Genomic DNA, 22,508 nt, shown 5'->3' with positions numbered 1-22,508 from the left:
AATTCTAAAATATAGGGGGCGAAAATAACGTTTTTAGCTTTATTAAAAAAACTATAAATCTCCAAAATTTATGGAAGCAGAAAAAATTAATCCTGTGGCTTGACGATCACCTCAACCAGCTCTATCTTGGTATTCGATACTTCGCGAATATAAAATGTAAAATCGTCTATTTCAACGACTCCATCCCGGGGCGGGATTTCTTCGGTATGATCGAGAATATAACCTCCTAAGGTCTCGTAATTCTCACCTATGGGAATATTAAGTTTGTAAGCTTCATTGAGATAGTCAACCTCCAGCCTCGCTGCGAAAAGGTATTTGTTGTCTTCAAGTTTTTCCTCAATAAGCACTACAGGATCGTGTTCATCTTCTATTTCTCCGAATAACTCCTCTACAATATCCTCTACGGTCATCATACCGCTGGTACCTCCATATTCATCGATGACTACCGCAATACTTTTTCTTTTTTTGATAAGAATATTCAGTACATCCTTCACAAGCATGGTTTCGGGCACAAAAACCACGGGAAGAAGAATAGACTTAACGGTTGCCGGCTTTTTAAAAAGTTCGAAGGAATGAATGTAACCAATAATATCGTCAATGTTTTCTCTGTACACGAGGATCTTGGATAGTCCGGTAGCAGTGAAGGTATCCACCAGCTCCTTTGGGTCTGTAGTGATCTCTACCGCCACAATTTCTGTACGGGGTATCATCACCTCCCGAGACTTGACCTCTGAAAACTCCAGGGCATTCTGAAAGATCTGGATCTCTGAGTCCACTTCCTGGTCATGTTCCACCTTTTCCATCTGTTCATTGATGTAATTTCCCAGTTCCACTTTTGTAAATGCCAGTTGCACCTCATCGCCTTCGGTTTTAAAAAAACGTTTCAGTACCAGGTCGGAGATCCAGATGATAAAAGAGGAAATGAAACTAAAAAGCAGATAGAACAAATAAGCAGGAACCGCAAAAAACTTCAGAAGGAAATTCGCATAAATTTGAAAAAATACTTTGGGTAAAAATTCCGCAGTAAGCAGAATAATAAGTGTGGAAATTACTGTTTGGGTAATAAGGCGCAGATCCTCGAGCAGGTAGATCACGATATCGTTGCTAAACCTAGCGGGATCCAGGAGCACCATCAACAGGTCTCCCATGAAAAAACCATAAACTACCAGGGCAATGTTATTCCCTACCAGCATGGTGGCTATAAATTTTGAAGGTTTACGAGTAAGCCGCGTGAGCACTTTTGCTAAAAAGTCGTTCTGCTTCTTTTCAATTTCTACGTGGATCTTATTTGCAGAAACGTAGGCGATCTCCATTCCCGAAAAAAAGGCCGAAAGAATAAGGGAGCACAGAATTATAATGATTTCGGTAGCCATCTATTTCTCGCGGTTACCGTATTTATGCCTGAAATGTCGCCGAAAAAAGAACATAAAGATGCCTATTGCTACAAAGCAAAGAAAGAGATAAGCCTGATTTCTCTGCTCATTCCATATCATCACAGCTTCGTACAGAAAAAAGGCCGCTGCAGCCAGGTAGGCGAATTCGAAAAATTTGGAAAATTTCATCATTTGTTCTCGTCTTCTAAGATCTGGACCCCTACATTGGACCTTGATCGGAAATTAGTGAATTCCTGGTTACTATCAAAACCCATCCCTTCGTTAACCGCACCGTTCTTAAAACGAATGGTATTGGGATGATCTGTAAAGACCCAGTTATTTGCCTGGTCCCAGTAAAGCTGATCGGCTGTTAATCTCGTACTGTCACTGGTGACAACCTCCACATCCCCCTGTAGATCAATGAGACCTGTATTGTTATAGATGACACCATAATTTGCAGTCACCGTGTTTTTTTTGCGCTCCTCATCAAAGAATTCCACTATCAGGCCATCGGGAAACTCCCGATATGGAAAATTTTTATTAGAGTAATCGAGCATCTTTTCACTTCTAAGGGTTGCAACTACCCTTCCCGAATCTGTGTATTTTAGATTTATTCCGGCACCGATTGCCTGAGGAGCATCTTCGGGAATTTCCATTTGCTGGACCCCTTTCAAATTCCCTTCACATGAAAAAAGCATTGTCACGAAAAGAATCGTGACAATGCTTGAAAAAATATTCCTGTATGTAAATTTCATATTACAAATTAGGGACACGTACGCTTTCGCCTATCCAGCATCCAATGGTAATGGTCTTACCCTGCATGTCGTTCTGGAAGATATCGCTACGCTGTGGTGCTCTACCTCGGTAAGCAGCTGCAGTTTCGTTTGCAGTACTGCTAATGGAAGGGTCAACTCTACCTGCTCTATCTGCATATTCAGCAGCTTTCCAGTAAACAGCTCTTTTTTCGAAAGCTGTATCTCCACAGTTGTTCGCGCTCTGTCCAATCATTCCGGCGATCTGAAGGTATGCTCTACCATAAGAGGGCTTCGCTTCAAGAGCTTTGCGATAGAAGTTTCTGGCTTGGCCAAACTGGCCTTTCTCTTTGTACTGGTTACCAATTCTATAGTAAATGTTAGCTCTTACTGAAGGATCTTTTTGAAGCTGCGCTGCCTGATTGTAATATTCAAGAGCTTTCGCCTGGTTACCATTAGCTTCGGCCAACTGTCCTAATGAATAAGCAGAGCTTGCAGAAGGTTCGAGTTTATGAAGCGCCTCAGAAACTTTTACGAATAATGGATCTTCTGTACAATCTTTACCAGACAATCTATTGTTTACTCGCTTAAGCCATTCTACGTTGCTTTTGTTCTGATCGAAATCCTTACTGTAAAGAGGGATCAGGTTATCACAATCTGCACGTTGTCCTAATTTTGCATTGATACTTCCTTTAACAGCGCTATACGCTTTTAGGTTGATCTCATATGCATTAAGTCTTTTTTGCTCTTTATCTGTAAGTTCCTCTCCAGCTTCCTGCTTTTCAATAAGTTTAGCAAGACCTTCGGCAGTTTCGTTTTCCTGCTCTTCAAGTTTGGCTGTTACGACATCATACATGTCAAATACCTCCTGAAGGTCTTTTTTACCAGCATCCTGAAGTTCTACAAGTAGATAGAAATAGGTATAAAGAGATTTTGCATTAAGACTATTTGGATCTGCTTTAAAGGCTTTATCAAAAGCCTGAAACTGCTCCTCTGTAGTTCCTATTTGCGCATCATACATGATCTGAGCAATATCTGCATTCACCTTACCTGCATCGGTCTTAGCAGGGAAATGCTGAAGACGTTCCTTGTAAAGAGCGATTAGCTCCTGAGCTACCGCTTTTTTCTCACCTTCTGGCGCTTTATCAAGTTTATCTTTCAAAATACGCTCCCCGTATTGATAAGTTGCAATGTGATATGAAGGACAATCTTTTCTAAGGGTCTGAATTCTAGTCCATGCAGCATCATAGTTGTTTGCCTTTGCATCACTGTAAGCAAGGGCAGCAGTAGTAGCACATTCTTGATTCGCCTGCGCCTGTAAAGCTCCTGTACCTAGCAGAACCCCCGAAAGAAAAAGTATTAGCTTGGTTTTCATAGTTTTAGTTTTATTCCTGTTAGTGTTTGTAATTATTCGAATTTTCGTTTAACAAACCATCTGTCATTTAAAGAGAGGCTTATCATTGCAGTAAAAAAGTTTTCCTGAATCAAACCTGAGTTCGTGGTACCGCGCTGTCCATACTCAATTCCTAGATTAATATTTTCCATGAACCTTCCTGCTGGTAGTCCTAATCCAAAAGCTATGCCAAACTCATTAACCGCTTCTCCATTGAGCCCAAGACCGGTCTCCTCATAGCGCAATCCTCCCCGGTAAACTATACGATTAAAATAACTGGTAAGGGAGTTATAGTTAGGAATATAAAATCCTCCAATGCGGTATTTTGAGGCAGCTTCATAAGAGGCACCTTCCAGTTCAAAGGATCTGTTGCTAAAATCCCCAGCTTCGGTCGAAGTATATTCTGCTCCCAAGAACCATTTTCTTGGCTTCCCAATTCCTGCGCCAAGGCTAAAGCTGGCTGGCATGGTAAGCTCAGTATCCTCTAAAGCAATATCTCTGGCATCTACGCTTATTTCCTGCCCCTCGGGACCAAAAAGCAGAGTAGATAACTCTCTTTTATTTTCTGAAGAGATCTTAGTTTCGGGCGTGTAATGTGCACCCATCTTAAGCTGCAGGCTCTCGCTTAACATTCTTTCATAATCAAGACCAATTTTATAGCTTAATCCGCTAAGATCGGACCTGTTGATCTCCCGGGTTCCAAACTGAAGTCCTTCCCTGATAAGGATATTCTTATTCTGAATATTTCCGAAGTTATAGTTCACATCTATGCCCAGACTAATATTTTCTGTGACCGCATAACCTGCAGAAAGAAATACGCGATTGAGCCCTCCTTTTCCAGAATAGCGATTTGCACGGAGTTCAGATTCATTGATGTCTATAATATTGTAACCCACAGCCGAATAAGGAATAAGTCCAAATCCAAAGCCTAATTTCCCGGCTGGAATTCCAATAGCGAGGTAATCTAAAGAGGAAGTGTTTGAACTACCAGAATCTGAATCTGACTTAATATTTACGTTGACATTACTTACACCAATAGTGTAAGTCGTCAATTTAAGCCTCCCGTAAGCTGCGGGATTCTGAAGGTTCACATGAATACTGTCTGAAAATATGCTTAGACCACCCATTGTTTTATTTTCTACTGTTCCCCCAAAGGTGTTAAGGCCTAACCCGTAGAAAGAATAGGGAGACGAGGTGCGCTCCTGAGCAGTCGTAATCACTGAAAATAAAATGAATACGATTATAAAAAATCGTTTTGTCATTGATCGATATTAAATTCGAGAATATAATTTAAGCCTTCCAACAAGAAATTGGAATTGGCAAATATGCCATTTTTTAAGTTTATAGACAAAAAAGTTGCGTCCCCGCCGGTAATTATTGTGACCATATCTCCATATTGTGCAGCATAGCGCTCCATGATGCCGTCTATTTCCAGCAGCACGCCATTCACCACCCCAGATTGTATGGAAGAAACCGTAGTATTTCCAATTAAAGCAGGAGCCTCTGCTGCTTCTGTTAACGGCAGGTTGGCAGTAAAAGTATTAAGCGCCAAAAACCTCATTTTTAATCCCGGTGAAATTCCTCCTCCTAAATATTCCTCCTCCTTGTTTTTGAAATCATAGGTGATACAGGTTCCGGCATCAATAACAAGCACGTGCTTGGCTGGATAAAATTTAGTTGCCGCCGCTATTAGCGCCTTGCGGTCGTTACCTAATGTAGCAGGCGTGGCATAGAGATTTTTAAAAGGTAAAGGCGTGCTGCCGGAAAGGACTACTATTTTTGCCTTTTTTGAGACCTTATCTGACAGGTCAATTTTGGTGGCAGACACATTCGAGACACCAATCTTTTCAATTTCTGAAAACTCCTCAAAGAGTTCCGAAATTTTTTGAGAAACAAAATCATTCTGCACCGCAACCTTTAAAAGGAGTTCATCCTGTTGGAAAACAGCGAGTTTGGCTACGGTGTTGCCAATATCAATGATAAGATTCATGTGCGGGTACTTGAAAAAGCTAAAGTACAAAAGCATTTTTTTTCATTTTCCTTTGGGAGATATTAAATTTGAATCTATATTTGCACCCGCTTACTACAAGGTAAGCCGCTTTAAGCACTGGTGCCTTAGCTCAGTTGGTAGAGCAAAGGACTGAAAATCCTTGTGTCCCTGGTTCGATTCCTGGAGGCACCACTTGAAAACCCGAGACGAAAGTCTTGGGTTTTTTCGTTTATAGTATTCTCCTTCCGAGATCATGACTATTGTTTATCATCGTTAATGCGGACTAAGCTCAATGGCATTTAATCTCTGGCTTCTGAAGCTTTATTCCAGTGTTAAAAATTCTGCCGAGACATTTGGTACTTCTGTTTAGAAAGTATTTAAGATTGATCTGTAATAGATCATCTGCCAAGAACACTATGGAAATTTTCTTCCGAAGCTTTGCCCCTCTTTTCAAAGCAGGTAATTTATTCTGATTTTAAAACCCTTATCCCAAGCTCCTTAGGTTGCTCATTGCAATAAATAATCAAGTTTAACTCTTTCCTTTTTCTCCGTATGAGGATATTTTATAATTTTGGAAATAATCCTAATAAATGGATTTATTCCTAATTATGAATAACCGATCGATTATACATCTGGACCTGGACACCTTTTTTGTTTCTGTAGAGCGACTCCTCAATTCAGAGCTACAAAACAAGCCCTTGATCGTGGGCGGAATGGGAGATCGGGGAGTAGTAGCTGCTGCCAGTTATGAGACCCGAAAATTTGGGGTTCACTCAGGAATGGCAATGAAAGTAGCACGGCAGCTTTGCCCTCACGCCACGGTCATAAAAGGAGATTCCAGTGTTTACACCAAACATTCTCATATCGTCACCGAAATTATTAGAAATAGTGTGCCTTCATTTGAGAAAGCAAGCATAGATGAATTCTATGCCGACCTTTCGGGCATGGATAAATTCTTTGGGATCAGGAAATTTGCTCACGAACTAAGACAAACGATTATAAGAGAAAGCGGACTCCCCATTTCCTTTGGACTATCCCAGAATAAGGTGGTTTCTAAGATTGCAACCGGAGAAGCAAAACCCAATAACGAGCTATATATCAATAACGGAGAAGAAAAATCATTTTTATCTCCTCTGTCGGTACGAAGAATACCTATGATAGGAAGCAAAACCTTCCAAAAGCTGCTCAATCTTGGAATCAGAAATATAGGAACGATCCAGGAAATGCCCGTAGAAATGCTGGAAAGTGTTTTGGGAAAAAATGGAAGAACACTTTGGAAACGTGCCAACGGTATAGATGATTCTCCTATTATCCCTTTTCACGAACGCAAATCCATCTCTGCCGAGAGAACCTTCAACCGGGACACTACCGACATGCTGAAACTCAAGGCCACTTTAGCCGGAATGGCAGAAAATTTAGCGTATCAATTAAGACGAGGAAATAAACTTACTTCCTGTGTAAGTGTGAAGATTCGATATTCAGATTTTCAGACTTATACCAAACAGGCTAAGATCCCATATACCAGTGCCGATCATATTCTTATTCCCAAAATAGAGGAACTCTTTAAACAACTATATACCCGCAGGTTATTGATAAGGCTTATTGGTATTAAATATACCGATCTCACAGGAGGTCATTACCAAATTGACCTTTTTGACGACTCTGAAAAAATGCTCAACCTGTATAGCAGTATGGACAGGATTCGCAAGAGATTTGGAGATCACACTGTAGTAAGAGTGTCAACAATAGGCGGTACCGGCGTAGGAAGAATGGAAAATCCTTTTAATGGAGAACCACCTATCCTCCACGCTCACAGACATCAATAATATTAAAAATAATGATGTTCTTAAACTGTCATACCTACTATTCCTTACGCTACGGAACTTTTTCTGTGGAAGAATTATGTGAACTTGCTAAACTTCAAGATGCCACAACCCTTGCGGTTACAGACATTAACAATACTTCTGCCTGCATAAAATTCATTCAGGTTGCACCCGAATATGGGATAAAACCTCTCATAGGGATCGATTTCAGGAATGGGGTGTCGCAGCAGTATGTGGGCATAGCAAAGAACAATAAAGGATTTAGACAGTTAAACCAGCATCTATCCCAGTATCTGCACGCAGAAAAAACCTTTCCCGATACCGCTCCTTTTCTTTCTGATTGTTATATCATATACCCTTTTAATAAGGTGGTTTTAGATAAGAGAACCCATTTTGAGGAGAATGAATTCATAGGAATATCTATTGAAAACCTCCGAAAACTCAGATTCTCGGAATATTTGCAGTTTACAGAGAAACTGGTATTCATGCAGACGGTAACCTTCCGAAGTAAAAAAGATCATAATGCTCACCGATTATTACGAGCCATAGATAATAACACCTTACTCAGCAAATTACCCACATCTGAAGAAGGCTGCTTTTCTCAACAGATGCTTTCTTCGCAAATGATCAAAAGAGAGTTTAAGGATTTTCCATACATTCTCAGGAACACCGAAATCTTAATAAAAAACTGCCACGTAAAATTTGATTTTGGGGAAGCCAGAAAGAATCAAAATCTTCAGGTCTTTGGCAAGAATAAAAAGGAAGACGAAGAGGAGCTAAAAAAACTCTGCTATAACAATTTGCCAAAGCGTTATCCCCAGGCTTCAGAAGAAGTTTATGAAAGGGTCAACAAAGAATTAAAAGCCATAATTGATCTTGGTTATGTCTCCTTTTTTCTTATCAATTATGACATAATCCAGTATGCTAGATCTAAAGGTTATCCTTATATAGGCCGGGGCAGTGGTGCAAATTCAATTGTTGCTTATATCATCGAGATCACCAACGTTGATCCCATTGAACTCGATCTTTATTTTGAGCGATTCATTAATGCTCACCGCAACTCTCCTCCAGATTTTGACATAGATTTCTCCTGGAAACACCGGCAGGATGTAACTACTTATATTTTTGAGCGCTATTCTAATACCGCTTTAATGGGAACCTATGTAACCTTTAAGCGTCGTGCAGTGGTACGAGAGCTGGGAAAAGTACTGGGTTTACCAAAAGAAAATATTGACAAGCTTTCGGCCGGCTATTTTAATCAGTATCAACTAGATCACCTGGAAAAACTGGTGCTTAGCTACAGTAAATTAATAGCAGGATTCCCTAATTACATAAGTGTGCATTCGGGAGGAATATTAATTTTAAACAGCTCCATCTACAATTTTGCGGGCACTTTTATGCCTCCTAAAGGGTTTAGAACAGTTCAAATAGACATGAACATTAGCGAAGAGGTGGGCATTCATAAATTCGATATCCTGGCTCAAAGAGGGCTATCTAAAATAACCGATGCTATAGAGATCATCCACCATAATCAACCTCATGCCAAAGTAGAAGATATAGAAGATATCGCAATCTTTAAAAATGATCCTCAAATCAATCATTTGCTTAGAACCGGAGACTGCATGGGAGTATTCTATGTTGAATCTCCCGCCATGCGTGGATTAATGATCAAACTCCAAACCAGCAGCTATCTTGAACTTGTTGCGGCAAGTTCTATTATAAGACCCGGAGTTTCCAATGGCGGCATGAAAGAAGAATATATACGGCGCCACCGCAATCCTGAAAAAAGAAAAGTCGCACATCCTGTTCTTTTTGAGATTTTGGCAGAGACTTATGGCGTGATGGTCTACCAGGAAGATGTTCTCAAAGTAGCACACTTCTTTGCAGGGCTTTCTTATGAAGAGGCAGATGTATTAAGGCGGGGCATGAGTGGCAAAAAAACATCTAAAGGACAAATTGAGAAAATAGAATTTAAATTCAGGGATAATTGCAGGAAGAAAGGCTATTCTGAACAACTGATCAATGAGGTGTGGGAACAAATCTTTTCTTTTGCCGGCTATGCTTTTCCAAAAGGACATTCGGCTTCTTACGCAGTAGAAAGCTATCAAAGCCTTTATTTAAAGAAATACTTCCCCCTCGAGTTCATGGTGGCTGCTCTCAATAACGGAGGCGGATTTTATGATGTGGAAACCTATATTCAGGAAATACGCAGATGTGGCGGAAGAGTACATGCTCCCTGTATCAATAAAAGTGACCACCCCAATGTGATCTATGGAAAAGATATTTATTTGGGATTAGGTTACATTAAAGAATTGGAAAGCCGGGTTATTCAGCGCATCCTCGAAAACCGACAGTTTTTTGGTCCCTTTCGATCCTTAGATGATTTTATAGACCGTGTGGATATAGGGATAGAACAGTTAAGCATTCTTTTAAAAATTGGAGCTTTTAGATTTACGAAGCTCGACAAACATCATTTACTCTGGAAAGCTCATTTTAAATTAAGCAAGTCCAGGTCTAAAACAAATCAAGGAGTCCTGTTCAGACCTCAGCATCGAGACTTTGACCTGCCCGAATTTTCATTTTCTAAAATAGTAGAAGCTTATGACCAAATGGAACTTTTAGGATTTCCACTCTGTAGTCACTTTGAGCTATTGAAAAATCCGCTGCAATCTTCGTTGAGAGCGAAAGAATTAAAGAATTTCATTGGAAAGGATATTTATATCTATGGCAACCTCATTACAGCCAAACCCACTCCCACTGCGAATGGGAAATTTATGTGTTTCTGCACTTTTTATGACATGGATGGAGATATTTTTGATATTGTTCAATTTCCTTCCATAGCCGAAAAATTTCCTATCCGAAGCAAGGGGATATTTTTATGTTATGGCAGAGTTGTGAATGAACTGGATTATCTCTCTATCAATCTTAAATGGATTTCCCGCCAGGACACTATTGGCGATCCCCGCCTGGATGATTCTCGAAAACTTCAGGTCACAGAGAGCCAAACCCTTTCGACCGGTGCTTTTAAAAATTCCTGAACTAATCTTCAGTAAAAGGTAGCTAAAAATTACTATTTTCAATTCCTCAATAAATTATCTTATGCATTCAAGAATATTCCGATCCCTCTTTATCATCAGCCTCACAATTTCCCTTTTTTCATGCTCCCAAAACAGCGCAGTGGTGGAACCTGAAGAACCAGAAATTCCAGAACAGATCGAAGATGAGTTCCATTACATCGCATTGCGCAATGACGGCACCTTATTTTCAATTGGAGATCAAACCGGAAAAGTGAGCGTCACTGGAAAAATTCCCGGAATAGAGTTCAACACGCTGTTCAATTCTGTCACTACCTCCAGCTCGAAAACTTTTATTTACGAACATTACTTTGACCCGCCCAGAGGTATAATTTATGTTTTTGAACCCTCTACAGAAACAACTACTTCTGTCACACTCGAATTTCCGGAAGAATTTGTGCAAAACACCGCTCTGGTCTCATTAGACTGGGATGAAGATCGCCAAAATCTGCTAGGATTTGCAAGACAAAACTTTGAAGAAGCTAACAATCAACAAGCCTTTAAACTCGTTAGGATCGATCCGGAAAATTTTAAAATAACTACATTGGAAATCGATTTATATGCTCAAGGCTACGAAAATGTCTTTTCCACCACTTTAATTAATCAAAAGCTTTATGCAGTAGCCTCTAAAAATGACAAATGGACAAGTGCAGACCTTCTGGAAATTGATCTTGAACAGAAGACCATCAATGCTCTTCCTAAAAACGGGATCACCACAAGTTTGATCAATATTGGTAGTGGCAATGATCTCACTAAGATCTTCGGATTTACTCCGGTTGCAAATTCCAATCTCATGGCCGAGGTAAGACCTGTTATTTACAACCTTAATGATAAAACCTCAAGCGAACTCACAGCTGTACCGCGCATCTCGACCTTAAATCCCGCTCATAAAACATTTTTCCATCAGGAAAAGGGAGAATTTGTAGAACTTGTTGGCGCAGATAATACCAAGAGTATTTTCACCTATCAACCCTCAACAGGAGATTATTCTCTGCTCAAAACCAAGTCTCCAAATGATCTGTCCTCTTTGGTCTCTATAATTGGAGCCGTCAAAATTTAAAGATCAAATATTGATAAGAAACCCGGCCTAGGCCGGGTTTCTGGTGAAGTTGCAGAAGATTGAACTCAATTACATATTGTATCTGTAGACCTTCAAAATATATTTTTTCTGCTTTTTTAGTGCCGGAAGTGCAACAATTCCGACTTTTGGCGGTCTTTATAAGAAACACTACCCAAAATGAGAATATTTGCCGCCACTTTCCTGTTGTTGATGTCTTTTGCAGTTAGCGCACAGACAAATGATACCATTCCCCGGAAGAAGATCACCATCAACAGGATTGCTGAAGCGCCAAAAATAGACGGTGTTCTTGATGAAGCCATTTGGCAGGATGCTGCTACTGCCACTAATTTCGTGGAGAGGATGCCTGTAAATGGTAGAGCGATCCCCGATAGCCTTGCTACCGATGTAAAGATCGTTTATGATGACCTCGGAATATATTTTGGCGCGGTCCTAAACGATCCTTCTCCCAATAAGATCATGAAGGAATTAACCGAAAGAGATGATATTGGAGCTTCAGATTTCTTTTTCATCCTCCTTAATGGCTATAATGATCGCCAGCAAAGCATGCAGTTCATAGTAACTTCTGCCGGGGTACAGTACGATGCTAAAATGACTAATGGAATGGAAGATTCCTCCTGGAATGCCGTCTGGTACAGTGATGTAAATATTACAGAGAACGGTTGGGTAGCCGAGATTTTTATTCCGTATTCAGAATTGCGATTTCCCGAGAAAAAGATCCAGGAATGGGGCCTGCAAATGGAAAGAGACTTTAGACGGGCAGGCACACGATATAGCTGGAGCCATGTCGACAACAAAAAAGGTTCATTCTCCATCTACGATGGTGAAATTCATGGCATTAAAAACATTGAAACACAGGTAAGGCTTTCCTTTCAGCCCTATGTTTCCTCCTACCTCACTAATTACGCAGGTAATACCGAGGTCAATTTTAATGGAGGCCTCGATCTCAAATACGGGATCAATGATGCTTTTACTCTTGACATGATACTGATCCCCGATTTTGGCCAGACCAAATTTGATGAGGAAGTGCTCAATCTCTCTGCATTTGAGGTGCAATATGAGGAGAACCGTGCCTTTTTTACAGAAGGAACAGAACTCTTTACAAAAGGAGATCTTTTCTACAGCCGGAGAGTAGGTGGTGCACCCTCAGGAAGAATTTTCCTAAATGAAAATGAGGTGATCGAAGAATATCCATCTACAGTCGATCTTCTTAATGCAGTAAAGGTCTCCGGAAGAACAGATGCTGGCCTTGGGATTGGTTTTTTTAATGCCATTACCGAAAAAACCTACGCTAAGATCAAAAGTGAGACAACCGGGGAAGTACGAAAGGAATTAATAGAACCTGTTTCAAATTACAACATCCTGGTGCTGGATCAACGCTTTGGAGGCAACTCCTCTGTTTCTCTTGTAAATACAAATACTACCCGAGAAGGACATTTTAGAGACGCCAATGCTACAGGCCTCTACATGGATCTTACCAACAAGGCCAATACTATGAACTATTTCGCGGGTGCCGAAGGAAGCTGGATAATGCAGGATGAAACCACCTTTGGCACCGAATTACAGGCCCGTATTTCCAAGATCAATGGCAAAAACAGATTCCAGACAGGATTAGATCTGCGTACAGAAAATTATAATATCAATGACCTTGGGTACTCCAGTTTTACAAATTACGTGATGTACTATGCCGGCTACAATCATAGATTATTGCAGCCAAAGGGTTTTCTCAACAATATGTTCCTCAACTTCAACCTGCAGCACAGAAGAAGACTGGAACCCGATCTTTTTAATAATTTCGTGTTTAATTTTAATTCCAGCTTTACCAGTAAAAATTTCTGGAATTTTGGAGGAGGCTTTGAAACTACCCCTTTTGGCACTAAAGATATTTATGAGCCAAGGGTAGCGGAACGCCATGTGGAGGTGCCTGCTTATTACGACGTGTGGTTATGGTTTTCTACAGATAACAGAAAGAAATTTGCATTTGGATCTGTAGTGGACTGGTACAAGTTCGATGAAAGAGGCCGAGGAAATCTTATCATTGATCTCGACCCACGCTATAGGTTCTCAGATAAATTCAAACTGTTCTGGTCCACTAATATTGTACTTTCAGATAAGGAAGAAGGATTTGTAGACCTGGTAGAAGACGAGATCCTTTTTGGGCAGCGGGATCGCAACACCATAGTGAATTCCATGAGTTCCGATTACATTTTCAATAACAAAATGGCTCTAAACCTCACTTTCAGACATTATTATTCTGAAGTGTACTATTCAGAATTCTATACCCTGCAACGCGACGGGGAGCTTAATTATTTTGCTCCGGGTAATGAGGAGTACGACACCACTTATAACAGCTGGAATCTCGACCTCCGATTTTCATGGTGGTTCGCACCTGGAAGTCAGATGACGCTTCTATACCGTAATGCCATTACCAGTTTTGCGAATGAATCTCACTTGAACATAGGGAGAAACTTCGACCAGCTCTTCGATCAGGAACAATTGAACAGTCTTTCATTAAGACTCAGTTACTATCTCGATTATAATCGCATGAAAAACTGGTTTGGTGGTAGAAAAAATACTCCTGCCAGCAATACTTCCCAAGATGGGCTTTCCTACAGAAAATTTAAGGAGCAGTCTTTCATGCTACCCTAAAAAACTACAGGAAGAAGACATCCAAAAATGACATTTTTGAGACCCGTTTAAAACATAAGATCCCGACGCTGCCGGGATCTTATGTTCTATTCTTTTAAGAATGCTAGTCATCCTCCCTGTCACGGGTGAGGTAAAGGAAAACTCCTGCTGCCGCTGCCAGCGTTACTGTCGATTTCAGGATGAAGTTCTTCCTGTTATATTTCCATTCAGACTTGATGCCCTTTTCTGCAAAAATATTGGGGACGTGACCATTTTTTAAGTCATCTATAATACCTTCAATCTCATTTATTCTGTCGGCCATCACAAGTGGAAGCCACCTTCCGTAGCTGGATTCACTGTATTTGAAGGCCAACCTTCTTAGCTCCCCGCTTAAGCCAGAAGGAGGTAAAGTATTTCCAAAAACGGCAGGAATATTTGGCCGTTCCACAGATTTCAAAACCTCAATGTTCACCGGTTGCTGCTCTGGTCTTTCCCAGCTGTAGCCTTTGATCTCCTCATCTGTTCTGTGTTTCAACGGGTAAGTGGGGTCATTTTTAGGATCCCTGTCTATTCCCCATCCTTTGATATGGCTGTGGTCGCCACCCCTTTCATTTCTGAAATCTTCGGGTTTAGTTTCATCTGCGATCATAGATCTCTGTTTTTCAATTTTATTAATTATGCTGAAGGCGGAATAAGCACTGTTTTAATACAGCCGTCAAGTTTTTTACTGAAGATGTTGTAACCTTCGGCCACCTCTTCCAACGGAATTCTATGGGTGATCATGTCTTTAGGTGTGATCACGCCATTTTTGACATGTTCTATCATTTTTGGCAACAGCCTTTTCACTGAGGCCTGGCTGGCTCGAATCGTAATGCCTTTATTCACCACGTTCCCAATTGGCACCAGGGCGTCAATAGGTCCATACACCCCAACGATCGATACAATTCCTCCTTTCTTAACTGAATTTATTGCCCAGTGCAGGGCGGTTGTTGATCCTCCCTGCATAAGTAATTTCCTCCCCAGCAGAGTATTCATTGTGTCTCCTGCTGCCTCGGCACCAACTGCGTCTATACAGACATCGGCACCTAAAGAATCGGTAATCTTTTTTATAAATACCACAGGATCTTCAAGGTGTTGAAAATTGTATACTTCGCATTGGGCAAATTCCTTCACGAATTCCAGCCTGTAATCAAGTTTATCTATAACAATTACACGTCCCGCACCAAAAAGCCATGCACTTTTCGCAGCCATAATTCCAATAGGCCCTGCTCCAAAGACTACCACCGTATCTCCTTCCTGGATTCCTCCCATTTCGGCCGCCTGGTAACCTGTTGGTACAACATCTGTAAGAAGAACGGCATCATCGGGATCCATCCAATCTGGAATGACCGTAGGCCCAACATTGGCGTAAGGCACCCTTACATATTCTGCCTGGCCGCCATGATAGCCGCCAGTGGTGTGGGAATATCCAAAAATTCCTCCTGCTGCAGTAGATTGAGGATTGGCCTCATGACACATTCCATACATTTCCTGTTTACAGAATGCACATTTTCCACATGCAATGTTGAAAGGAACCATGACCCTATCCCCTACTTTCACCTTTTCTACAGATGACCCTACTTCTACCACTTCTCCTATAAATTCATGGCCAAAAGTTGAACCTACCCTGGTATCTGGCACAAGACCATGATACAGGTGAAGGTCAGACCCGCAAATACAGGTTCTAATTACTTTGACTATAGCATCTTCGGGATGTTCGATTTCCGGAAAGGGGCGATCGCGGTCGGCACGAACCCTGAAAGGGCCGCGAAAATTCATTGCTAACATATCTTCTAAAGTTTTTCTTTTACAAAGCGAAGTCAGGAGGCATATCACTGATTTCCCGACAATTAAAATTAATTATTGCAGCTTCGGAACAAAAGTATTTAACGATACTTTATGCGAAGAGAGAAACTTTTTGGGATGCTGCTAACAAACCAGCAAGAAATTTCGGGCATAAAAAAAGCGGCATGTTCGCCGCTTAATTATTTTCTCAGGAAAAATTACTTATCCCTGAAGCATTTGCTGAATTCTTTGTTGCAGAACAGTATCAGACTGCAACTGCATTGCGATTTGCTCATATTTTTCGAGCGAAAGACCCTGGTCGGTAATTAGTTTCTCCATTTGCTGCTGAATTCCAGCCTGCATCGATTCTAGTTGCCCCACGATTTTCTTATGAGTTGTTTTTTCTTCAGAAGTAGCTTCTACCTCAACTTCAGGATTGATGGAAGCCTGGTGTATCTCGTTAAAACGCTGCAGCTCCATTCCTTCAGTCTGCACTATCTGGATCATTTCCTGTTGTGCTTTTTGGGTCACCATCTGGATTCCCTGTAAAGCCTTTACAAATTTTGCAAGTTCGGCATCAGTAACCTCATTTTGCACCTGCTGGGCTTGAGGAAGGGGTTGCGTTTGTGCAAAGCTGGCAGTGCTCCCTATCATGAGAAAAAACATTATCATTCCTGCCATTTTGTTCAATCTAATCATATTTCAAGTTTTATTGTTGCCCCGTAAGGACCAAGTACCGTGCCAGCCTCCTATATTTTCTTCGGAATGCTTTTAGGCCGTACTTCAATACCATTTTCTTGATTTTAATTATCTTCTTCCAAAAATTGATATTGACATGAATATTCTTCAGGTTAGCGCCCCTAAATCTGGCAGTTTCTGGTTAAACACTATTCTTCGGAAGAGTTTAAGATCTTCTGGAATTAAAATCACTCATTATATTAAGACCCTGCCAGAATACGAAATGCTGAAGAAGCAGCAGTTAAGCTTTAAGGGGCAGGCAGGTGTGGACATGATGGACATTGAAGAGGAGGAAGTTTATTTCAGGGTAAGTTCCATTTTCAAAAAACCGATTCCAGAGCTCACTGAATATGCTCAACGGGCCAGTCTTGCCTGGACGCATTCCACCTGGTGCAATCGAACAGCTTCCGTTTTCTCCTTTTTTGACAAAAAAATATGTATAGTGAGAGATCCAAGAGACACTGCGCTTTCTGCTGCCAGGTTTGCCTTTACGCCATATATGAAAGCACATTATCCTTCATCATACAATTCTGTAGAAGAATATTTTTCGGCCGAATATGAGCGCCTTATGGAACAATGGGTCTGGTTTTATGGAAATTATCTATTGCGAAAGGAGGAGCTCGATCTACACTTTATATTTTACGAAAATCTGCTGCATAATTTTCAGCAGGAATTTGATGCTCTTCTCCAGTATCTTGAACTGGACTTGCCTATTGAGGTTAAAAGCAGAATTCAACACGAAGTAAGTTTCTCGACCATGAAGGAAGAAAGTCCCGGTCATTTGCATAAAGGCAGGAGTAAAAAATGGATGCAACATCTTTCTTCCGAACAGATCAAAATCGCCTCGAACATAGCAGGGAGTTTAATGGACATTTTTGGATATGCAGCAGGCACAGAAGAGGCTGATACTTTGCCTCGTGTTCCCGCAGAAATTCCGAAGAAAAGGCTTCAGACAATACTTGAAACCATTGACTGGAAAAACCTTTATTAGCACTAATAATTTAAATTTTTCTTAATTGTACAATGACATAGTTTCAGAAGCTGCAGTATCTAAGGTCATTTTTGTAACTTAAAGTTCTAAAGCGAAAATCATGGAAACTAACGATCGTACTGAAAATAAGAAATCCACGCCCGTAGAAAATAAAAAGACTGACAAAAAGTATCATGTCAATCAGTCAACCGAACAAAAACAAGGGGGCAATATGGGCATGATCGCCATCATCGTGATCATTGCCATTGTAGTATTAGGCTTACTGTTTTTTTCTGATGTCTTTGCATAAGAGGTCTCAAAAATGCCTTTTTTGACACCTCTGTTTTTTCAGGCATAACCCTTACTTTCCCGCAGCACTTGTTATCTTAGGGGCCAAAACTCAAAACATGTCAAAAACATATTATGACCCCGCCGATCTTAAGAAATTTGGAAACATCTCTGAATGGGATGAAGAGTTGGGCAGCAAATTCTTCGACTATTACAACAGTGTGTTCGAAGAAGGGGCCTTAACAGCCAGGGAAAAATCCTTGATCGCCCTTGCAGTGTCTCACGTTGTACAGTGCCCGTATTGTATAGATGCCTATACCAAAGATGGGCTGCAGCGAGGCATTGAAAAGGAAGAAATGATGGAGGCCGTACATGTAGGGGCGGCAATAAAAGGGGGTGCTACTCTTGTTCACGGAGTGCAAATGATGAACAAGTACGATAAACTGTCGATGTAGCTAGCTCTAAAAGCCGGAAAATGCTGAAATTTTTAATCAGTTTGTAGAACTATTACTGCCGGCTTTCATGTACAATAGCCTTCGGAAACACTCCGTTGCAAAAACAACAAATCCTTCAGAATTAATTTATGATCAAAAAATCCCTCTCTGCCCGAAAAAACAACCTTTCAGATCCCCGTGCACAGCTGAAGTTTCTGAGCAATGGAATATTTGGGGAGGGAAAACTACCCGGGTTTAAAGAGAAGATCAATTCCATAGGAGCCTTCCCACTAAGACCCAATAAGCTGGAGATCTTACAGCTCAACCTCGGCTATATGTGCAACCAGGTCTGCTCTCATTGCCATGTTGATGCCGGTCCCGACAGAAAGGAGATCATGACCCGAGAAACTATGGAGCTTTGCCTTGATGTCATTAGAAAATCTGGCGCTCATACGCTGGATCTTACCGGCGGCGCTCCCGAGATGAATCCGAATTTCAGGTGGTTTGTGGAAGAGGCATCTAAAGCCGGGATCAGAGATTTTATTGTGCGCTCTAATCTTACTATTCTGGTGGCAAACAAGAAGTATCATGACCTGCCGGAGTTTTTCAGAAAGCATCAAATTCACGTGATCTCATCCCTTCCCTTCTATAAAAAGGAAAAAACAGACCGCCAGCGCGGGAATGGTGTCTTTGAAAAATCCATAGAAGCCTTGAAAATGCTCAATGCAGAAGGTTATGGAATGGCAAATAGTGATCTTAAGCTCGACCTCGTTTATAATCCGGCTGGAGCCTTTTTACCGGCAAACCAGCAGGCCCTGGAAAACGACTTTAAAAGAGCGCTGAAAAAAGATTTTGACATTCATTTTAACCAGCTTTTTTGCATCACAAATCTTCCTATAAGCAGGTTCCTGGAATACCTGATCGCCTCCGAAAACTATGAAGATTATATGACCGCTTTAGTGGAAGCATTCAATCCGGCAGCTGTACAAAATGTGATGTGCACCAACACGCTTTCGGTGAGCTGGGATGGCTGGTTGTATGATTGCGACTTTAACCAGATGCTGGGTTTAAAAATAGCTTCTGAAGTGAAACATTTAAAGGATTTTGATACGCAGGGGATTCAGGACCGCGACATTTGTATATCCCAGCATTGCTACGGCTGCACAGCCGGTGCTGGTAGCAGTTGCCAGGGGAGTGTAACTTAAGTTTCTATGGATTCCACTTTGACAAAGGATTTGCTCCTCATATTTACACGAAATCCGGAAGCCGGGAAAGTAAAAAAGCGCCTGGCTGCCACCATTGGCAATGAAGCTGCTCTAAATATCTATCTGCATCTCCTGGCTCATACGGCAAAGATCACGAGGGAGCTTCACGCAGAGAAATGGGTATTCTATTCAGAAGAAATTCCGCAGGAAGATATCTGGGACAAGGATATATTCAGCAAAAAACTGCAGCAAGGGAGTGATTTGGGTGAGCGCATGGAAAATGCCTTTCGCAGCGGATTTGAAGCAGGCTTCAGAAATATTATCATCATTGGAAGTGATCTTTACGATCTTTCAAAAGAGGACCTGGAAATGGCATTTTTGGAACTGCAGCAGGCTGAAGCCGTTATTGGGCCTGCTAAAGATGGGGGATATTACTTGTTAGGATTGAAATCATTATCTTCAAAGATCTTTAAAAAGAAAAACTGGGGCGGGAGTTCGGTTTTCACCTCCACCCTGACCGATCTTAAAAATCATAAACTAACTCAACTGGAGCCGCGGAATGATATTGACAGATTTGAAGACCTGCAACAGCATCCCGACCTCCTGAAGCTAATTTCCACAAAAGATGAAGAGCAACTTTTCTAACCCTCCACAGAAAAAATTAAAAAGCAATTTTAAAAACCCACTCCTCTTCCTGTTTCTCTGCCTTTTCACCTCTACTTTTACTGCACAGGAAGCAGAAAGATCTGGATCGCTGTTTATTATTGGCGGTGGCTCCAGGCCTGCATCGATGGTAGAGAGGATCATTAGGGAATCTGGACTGGATGAAGGAGGATACGCCGTGATCCTGCCAATGGCAAGTTCAGAACCCGACACTTCTTATTACTACGCAAAGAGGCAGTTCACGGAACTGGGCATCACAAATATTTTCAAACAGGTTTATGACAGCGCCTCAACTTCTAATGTTCAAAAGCTGGATTCATTAAAAAATGCACGTTTGGTGTATATTCCCGGAGGTGACCAGGATCGGTTTATGAAAGCTATTGCAGGCACCCCCGCAGCAGAAGCGTTAAAAGCAAATTACCGCAACGGCGGAATGATAGCGGGCACCAGCGCCGGGGCTGCAGTAATGAGTGAGGACATGATCACAGGAAATGAACTTAAACATCCGGAATATCATTCTACCTTCAGAAATCTCGAAACACAGAACCTTGAATTAAAACACGGATTGGGAATGTTACAGGATGTGATCATCGATCAGCATTTTGTAAAGAGAAGCAGGTACAACCGGTTGCTAACAGCGATCCTTGAAAATCCGGAGGTAAAGGGGATTGGGATCGACGAGTCTACAGCAATCCTGGTTAGAAATGGAACAGCCGAAGTTGTTGGAGAGTCTCAGGTCATTGTCTTTACAAATCCTGAGGCTTCAAAAAGGGCTTCTGCTGGCAAGCTTGCCGGAGAAGGATTGAAGCTCGATATCTATCTTCACGGCGACAAATTCGAACTGGAAGAAAAATAGGAAATAAAAAAAGGAGCTGTAATTACAGCTCCTTTCTTATTATTTTATATAAAGAATCTAGTATCCAGGATTCTGTTCTAACTCATCGTTAGCATCCATTTCCCTTAAAGGTATTGGAAGTACAAGATTGTTTGCATCATAAGATATATCTCCCACATCACGAGCAAGCCTTTTAGCGTCAAAAAGAGCAAAGCCTTCAAAAGCCAGCTCCCGCCTTCTTTCCATCAAGATCTCATCCAGATCTACTGCCTCAAAAGGAGTGGCATTCGCGCGCAATCTCAAGGTGTTGATATCTTCAAGAGGAGTTGCACCAATTTCTGTATCCAGTCTTTCATTAGCTTCAGCACGAATTAGGTACATTTCGGCCAGGCGAATGAACGGAATATTTGCAAACTGGCTTTGCCATTTCATCGTTGCAACACCCCTGTCTGTTTCGTAGAAAAATTCTGCTCTATCATCCTCAGGATCATCGTAAATGGAGAAATGAGGATCAAGAATGGAAAGATCTGGATCCCCGGAACGGCCTCCAAAATCATAACCTCCCCAGAATTCATTAAAGGAATTTCCACTGGCATCCTGGCTGGTCACCTGGAAAGCCAGAATATCTTCATCAGAATTCTCGTCGTTGTTAAAGGCTGCACTAAAATCGGAAGTGAGTTCGAAACCACTATTTTTTATGACATCATCTGCTGCATCTCTTGCCAGCTCATAATCACCTCTTTGAAGGTAAACTCTTGCCAAAAGACCCTGTGCACTGTATTTACTGGCATAGAAGCCATTGTCTTCAGGCAGGAGGTTATAAGCATCTGTAAGGTCGTTGATCACCAGGGAATATCCTTCTTCAATGGTGTTTCTTGCGGGATAGGTGATCGCAGAGGCATCAAGTACGGGTTCTAAAACTATAGGAACTCCAAGTTGACCTCCGTTTGCTCCCATTTCATAAGGTTTGGAAAATAATCTAACCAGATCAAAATAGGCTAACCCACGTAGAAATTTAGCTTCTCCTTCAGCTTGTGCACGAGCATCTTCATCATCAAAGACATCCAGGTTAGCAAGTACGATATTTGCCTGATTAATGATTTCATAGGCATTCATCCAGATGTCTCTCACGTAGCTATTGTCTGCCAGGATCGCTTTTTCATCAAATTCGGCAGGCTGGGTGTAAGTTCCATTCCAGGATAATTCGCCATCGTTGGCCAATAATTCCGAAGCAAGTGCAATATGTCCGCCATAGCTGTCATTGTCCCTCGCTTCAGCATACATTCCCACAAGAATGGTTTGAATGTTTGCCGGGGTTGAAGTTGCGACTTCGGGGGACAGACTTTGTTCTGGCTCGACATCCAGATTGTCATCACATGCAGTAAATCCTAGTGCAAATAATGACAACAAAAGTGTATAATATTTAATTTTTTTCATAGT

General features: G+C 41.3%; 20 protein-coding genes and 1 tRNA gene. 11 read left to right on the top strand and 10 right to left on the bottom strand.

Going from position 1 to position 22,508, the window contains the following annotated elements; genetic code table 11:
- Positions 1–86 precede the first annotated feature (86 nt).
- The 6 genes from HC175_RS09380 to HC175_RS09355 are packed head-to-tail and all read right to left on the bottom strand — an operon-like array spanning position 87 to position 5,508.
- On the bottom strand, positions 87–1,373 hold the full coding sequence (locus HC175_RS09380) for a hemolysin family protein (RefSeq protein ID WP_168138224.1): 1,287 nt from the start codon (positions 1,371–1,373) through the stop codon (positions 87–89).
- Positions 1,374–1,565, bottom strand: coding sequence for a hypothetical protein (locus HC175_RS09375; RefSeq protein ID WP_168138223.1), 192 nt, complete (start codon positions 1,563–1,565; stop codon positions 1,374–1,376). It abuts the gene before it with no gap.
- Positions 1,562–2,128, bottom strand: coding sequence for an LPS export ABC transporter periplasmic protein LptC (gene lptC, locus HC175_RS09370; protein ID WP_168138222.1), 567 nt, complete (start codon positions 2,126–2,128; stop codon positions 1,562–1,564). Before lptC ends, HC175_RS09375 begins: the two co-directional genes overlap by 4 nt.
- A gap of 1 nt (position 2,129) precedes the next feature.
- Complete coding sequence (locus HC175_RS09365; RefSeq protein ID WP_168138221.1) at positions 2,130–3,500, bottom strand: tetratricopeptide repeat protein; 1,371 nt, start codon at positions 3,498–3,500, stop codon at positions 2,130–2,132.
- Positions 3,501–3,532: 32 nt separating this feature from the next.
- Positions 3,533–4,780 (bottom strand): BamG family beta-barrel-assembly machinery protein, encoded by a 1,248-nt coding sequence (gene bamG, locus HC175_RS09360; protein ID WP_168138220.1) that lies wholly within the window; start codon positions 4,778–4,780, stop codon positions 3,533–3,535.
- Positions 4,777–5,508 carry a type III pantothenate kinase gene (locus HC175_RS09355; RefSeq protein ID WP_168138219.1) on the bottom strand — a complete coding sequence of 244 codons (732 nt, stop codon included), beginning with the start codon at positions 5,506–5,508 and terminating at the stop codon, positions 4,777–4,779. Before HC175_RS09355 ends, bamG begins: the two co-directional genes overlap by 4 nt.
- Positions 5,509–5,627: 119 nt before the next feature.
- Between HC175_RS09355 and HC175_RS09350 the strand changes: the two genes are divergently transcribed.
- The 5 genes from HC175_RS09350 (at position 5,628) to HC175_RS09330 (ending at position 14,132) form a co-directional block, all read left to right on the top strand.
- A tRNA-Phe gene (locus HC175_RS09350) sits at positions 5,628–5,700 on the top strand.
- Positions 5,701–6,116: 416 nt separating this feature from the next.
- Complete coding sequence (dinB, locus tag HC175_RS09345; protein WP_168138218.1) at positions 6,117–7,334, top strand: DNA polymerase IV; 1,218 nt, start codon at positions 6,117–6,119, stop codon at positions 7,332–7,334.
- A 14-nt stretch (positions 7,335–7,348) separates the two neighbouring features.
- Positions 7,349–10,369: a DNA polymerase III subunit alpha gene (locus tag HC175_RS09340; protein WP_168138283.1), complete on the top strand. Its 3,021-nt coding sequence runs from the start codon at positions 7,349–7,351 to the stop codon at positions 10,367–10,369.
- 139 nt (positions 10,370–10,508) lie between these two features.
- Positions 10,509–11,465: a hypothetical protein gene (locus tag HC175_RS09335; protein ID WP_168138217.1), complete on the top strand. Its 957-nt coding sequence runs from the start codon at positions 10,509–10,511 to the stop codon at positions 11,463–11,465.
- 177 nt (positions 11,466–11,642) lie between these two features.
- Entirely contained in the window at positions 11,643–14,132 is a 2,490-nt protein-coding gene (locus HC175_RS09330) for a DUF5916 domain-containing protein (protein ID WP_168138216.1), read from the top strand.
- A 103-nt stretch (positions 14,133–14,235) separates the two neighbouring features.
- On the opposite strand, the gene HC175_RS09325 is transcribed toward HC175_RS09330, so the two are convergent.
- The 3 genes from HC175_RS09325 to HC175_RS09315 form a co-directional block, all read right to left on the bottom strand.
- Positions 14,236–14,760, bottom strand: coding sequence for a hypothetical protein (locus HC175_RS09325; RefSeq protein WP_168138215.1), 525 nt, complete (start codon positions 14,758–14,760; stop codon positions 14,236–14,238).
- Positions 14,761–14,786: 26 nt separating this feature from the next.
- Positions 14,787–15,929 carry a zinc-dependent alcohol dehydrogenase gene (locus HC175_RS09320; protein ID WP_235942569.1) on the bottom strand — a complete coding sequence of 381 codons (1,143 nt, stop codon included), beginning with the start codon at positions 15,927–15,929 and terminating at the stop codon, positions 14,787–14,789.
- Between the two features lie 228 nt (positions 15,930–16,157).
- Entirely contained in the window at positions 16,158–16,607 is a 450-nt protein-coding gene (locus tag HC175_RS09315; RefSeq protein WP_168138213.1) for a DUF4168 domain-containing protein, read from the bottom strand.
- 163 nt (positions 16,608–16,770) lie between these two features.
- Between HC175_RS09315 and HC175_RS09310 the strand changes: the two genes are divergently transcribed.
- From HC175_RS09310 to HC175_RS09285, 6 genes are all read left to right on the top strand, one after another.
- Entirely contained in the window at positions 16,771–17,664 is an 894-nt protein-coding gene (locus HC175_RS09310; RefSeq protein WP_168138212.1) for a sulfotransferase domain-containing protein, read from the top strand.
- A gap of 100 nt (positions 17,665–17,764) precedes the next feature.
- Positions 17,765–17,953 (top strand): hypothetical protein, encoded by a 189-nt coding sequence (locus HC175_RS09305; RefSeq protein ID WP_168138211.1) that lies wholly within the window; start codon positions 17,765–17,767, stop codon positions 17,951–17,953.
- A gap of 97 nt (positions 17,954–18,050) precedes the next feature.
- Positions 18,051–18,386, top strand: a complete 336-nt coding sequence (locus HC175_RS09300; protein WP_168138210.1) for an arsenosugar biosynthesis-associated peroxidase-like protein — start codon at positions 18,051–18,053, stop codon at positions 18,384–18,386.
- 128 nt (positions 18,387–18,514) lie between these two features.
- On the top strand, positions 18,515–19,570 hold the full coding sequence (arsS, locus tag HC175_RS09295) for an arsenosugar biosynthesis radical SAM (seleno)protein ArsS (protein WP_168138209.1): 1,056 nt from the start codon (positions 18,515–18,517) through the stop codon (positions 19,568–19,570).
- 6 nt (positions 19,571–19,576) lie between these two features.
- The gene (locus HC175_RS09290; protein ID WP_168138208.1) at positions 19,577–20,215 is read left to right on the top strand and encodes a TIGR04282 family arsenosugar biosynthesis glycosyltransferase; all 639 of its coding nucleotides are present in this window, start codon (positions 19,577–19,579) and stop codon (positions 20,213–20,215) included.
- Positions 20,196–21,089, top strand: a complete 894-nt coding sequence (locus HC175_RS09285) for a cyanophycinase (RefSeq protein WP_168138207.1) — start codon at positions 20,196–20,198, stop codon at positions 21,087–21,089. Before HC175_RS09290 ends, HC175_RS09285 begins: the two co-directional genes overlap by 20 nt.
- A 57-nt stretch (positions 21,090–21,146) precedes the next feature.
- Here the strand turns inward: HC175_RS09285 and HC175_RS09280 are convergent, their stop codons facing one another.
- Complete coding sequence (locus HC175_RS09280) at positions 21,147–22,505, bottom strand: RagB/SusD family nutrient uptake outer membrane protein (protein WP_168138206.1); 1,359 nt, start codon at positions 22,503–22,505, stop codon at positions 21,147–21,149.
- Between the last annotated feature and the right edge of the window lie 3 nt (positions 22,506–22,508).

Source organism: Salinimicrobium oceani (genome assembly GCF_012037645.1).
The sequence above is the reverse complement of the archived record's forward strand: the minus strand, read 5'-3'. Positions and strand labels throughout refer to the sequence as shown.

What these genes read in the sequence shown, in the direction of transcription:
- HC175_RS09380 (WP_168138224.1), bottom strand. Translation starts at nt 1,373, where the DNA reads ATGGCTACCGAAATCATTATAATTCTGTGCTCCCTTATTCTTTCGGCC.
- HC175_RS09375 (WP_168138223.1), bottom strand. Translation starts at nt 1,565, where the DNA reads ATGATGAAATTTTCCAAATTTTTCGAATTCGCCTACCTGGCTGCAGCG.
- lptC (WP_168138222.1), bottom strand. Translation starts at nt 2,128, where the DNA reads ATGAAATTTACATACAGGAATATTTTTTCAAGCATTGTCACGATTCTT.
- HC175_RS09365 (WP_168138221.1), bottom strand. Translation starts at nt 3,500, where the DNA reads ATGAAAACCAAGCTAATACTTTTTCTTTCGGGGGTTCTGCTAGGTACA.
- bamG (WP_168138220.1), bottom strand. Translation starts at nt 4,780, where the DNA reads ATGACAAAACGATTTTTTATAATCGTATTCATTTTATTTTCAGTGATT.
- HC175_RS09355 (WP_168138219.1), bottom strand. Translation starts at nt 5,508, where the DNA reads ATGAATCTTATCATTGATATTGGCAACACCGTAGCCAAACTCGCTGTT.
- dinB (WP_168138218.1), top strand. Translation starts at nt 6,117, where the DNA reads ATGAATAACCGATCGATTATACATCTGGACCTGGACACCTTTTTTGTT.
- HC175_RS09340 (WP_168138283.1), top strand. Translation starts at nt 7,349, where the DNA reads ATGTTCTTAAACTGTCATACCTACTATTCCTTACGCTACGGAACTTTT.
- HC175_RS09330 (WP_168138216.1), top strand. Translation starts at nt 11,643, where the DNA reads ATGAGAATATTTGCCGCCACTTTCCTGTTGTTGATGTCTTTTGCAGTT.
- HC175_RS09325 (WP_168138215.1), bottom strand. Translation starts at nt 14,760, where the DNA reads ATGATCGCAGATGAAACTAAACCCGAAGATTTCAGAAATGAAAGGGGT.
- HC175_RS09320 (WP_235942569.1), bottom strand. Translation starts at nt 15,929, where the DNA reads ATGAATTTTCGCGGCCCTTTCAGGGTTCGTGCCGACCGCGATCGCCCC.
- HC175_RS09315 (WP_168138213.1), bottom strand. Translation starts at nt 16,607, where the DNA reads ATGATAATGTTTTTTCTCATGATAGGGAGCACTGCCAGCTTTGCACAA.
- HC175_RS09310 (WP_168138212.1), top strand. Translation starts at nt 16,771, where the DNA reads ATGAATATTCTTCAGGTTAGCGCCCCTAAATCTGGCAGTTTCTGGTTA.
- HC175_RS09305 (WP_168138211.1), top strand. Translation starts at nt 17,765, where the DNA reads ATGGAAACTAACGATCGTACTGAAAATAAGAAATCCACGCCCGTAGAA.
- HC175_RS09300 (WP_168138210.1), top strand. Translation starts at nt 18,051, where the DNA reads ATGTCAAAAACATATTATGACCCCGCCGATCTTAAGAAATTTGGAAAC.
- arsS (WP_168138209.1), top strand. Translation starts at nt 18,515, where the DNA reads ATGATCAAAAAATCCCTCTCTGCCCGAAAAAACAACCTTTCAGATCCC.
- HC175_RS09290 (WP_168138208.1), top strand. Translation starts at nt 19,577, where the DNA reads ATGGATTCCACTTTGACAAAGGATTTGCTCCTCATATTTACACGAAAT.
- HC175_RS09285 (WP_168138207.1), top strand. Translation starts at nt 20,196, where the DNA reads ATGAAGAGCAACTTTTCTAACCCTCCACAGAAAAAATTAAAAAGCAAT.
- HC175_RS09280 (WP_168138206.1), bottom strand. Translation starts at nt 22,505, where the DNA reads ATGAAAAAAATTAAATATTATACACTTTTGTTGTCATTATTTGCACTA.